This window comes from Exiguobacterium sp. s34 (assembly GCF_018617435.1).
In the GTDB taxonomy this organism is placed as follows: domain Bacteria; phylum Bacillota; class Bacilli; order Exiguobacteriales; family Exiguobacteriaceae; genus Exiguobacterium; species Exiguobacterium aestuarii.
The window spans coordinates 1-817 of sequence record NZ_JACSKE010000017.1 but is presented as its reverse complement, the minus strand read 5'-3'; the positions used below and the strand labels follow the sequence as shown (position 1 = coordinate 817).

Below are 817 nucleotides of genomic sequence, written 5' to 3'. Positions count from 1 at the left end.
GACGGCAAGGTGAGACTTCCTAAAATCGGCTTCGTGAAGTTCGAACAACATCGCTCGTTTGAGGGCGTCATCCGGTCGGCGACGGTCTCGATGACGAGGACGGGCAAGTTCTTCATCTCCATCCTCGTCAAACAGGACGATGAACCACGGATTCCAGCCAAGAACAAGGTCGGGATCGATCTCGGTTTGGAGCACTTCGCGATTATGACGAATAACGAAATGGTTTCTGAGAAGATCGAAAACCCTCGTTTCCTTCGTAAGTCAGAAGAGAAGGTCAAGAAGGCGCAACGGGCGCTGTCGCGAAAGAAGATTGGAAGCAAGAATCGTGAAAAAGCCAAATTACTTTTGGCCAAGAAACACGAAAAGATCGCCAACCAACGCAAGGACTTCCTTCACAAACTGTCGAGACGGATCGTTGACGAGAACCAAGTCATCGTCGTGGAGACATTGAAGTCGAAGGACATGATGAAGAACCACAAGGTAGCTAAGTCCATCGGGGATGTCAGCTGGTACGAGTTCGTCCGGCAACTCGAATACAAATCAAACTTCTACGGACGGACACTCATCAAGGCAGACCCCTGGTACGCATCGACGCAGATCTGTTCCACTTGCGGCGTAAAAGGCGAGAAGAAGGCGATGGATGTCCGTGAATGGACGTGTGCCTGTGGCGTGCATCATGACCGTGACATCAACGCAAGCATCAATCTGTTGATGTTGGCAAACTAAAACGAATTCCTTCAGGGCAGGGACTGCCCGACGAGCTTGGTAAACAACCGTGGCTAGTAAAAGTACGGTCTTCCCAAGAAGCTCCCACTTC

Annotated in this window: 1 protein-coding gene; it reads left to right on the top strand. The window is 50.7% G+C overall.

Annotation, left to right across the window (positions count from 1 at the left end; all coding sequences use genetic code 11):
* A partial coding sequence (locus tag KNO87_RS15365; RefSeq protein WP_214814849.1) for an RNA-guided endonuclease TnpB family protein occupies positions 1–726 on the top strand: 726 nt, incomplete at its 5' end.
* Between the last annotated feature and the right edge of the window lie 91 nt (positions 727–817).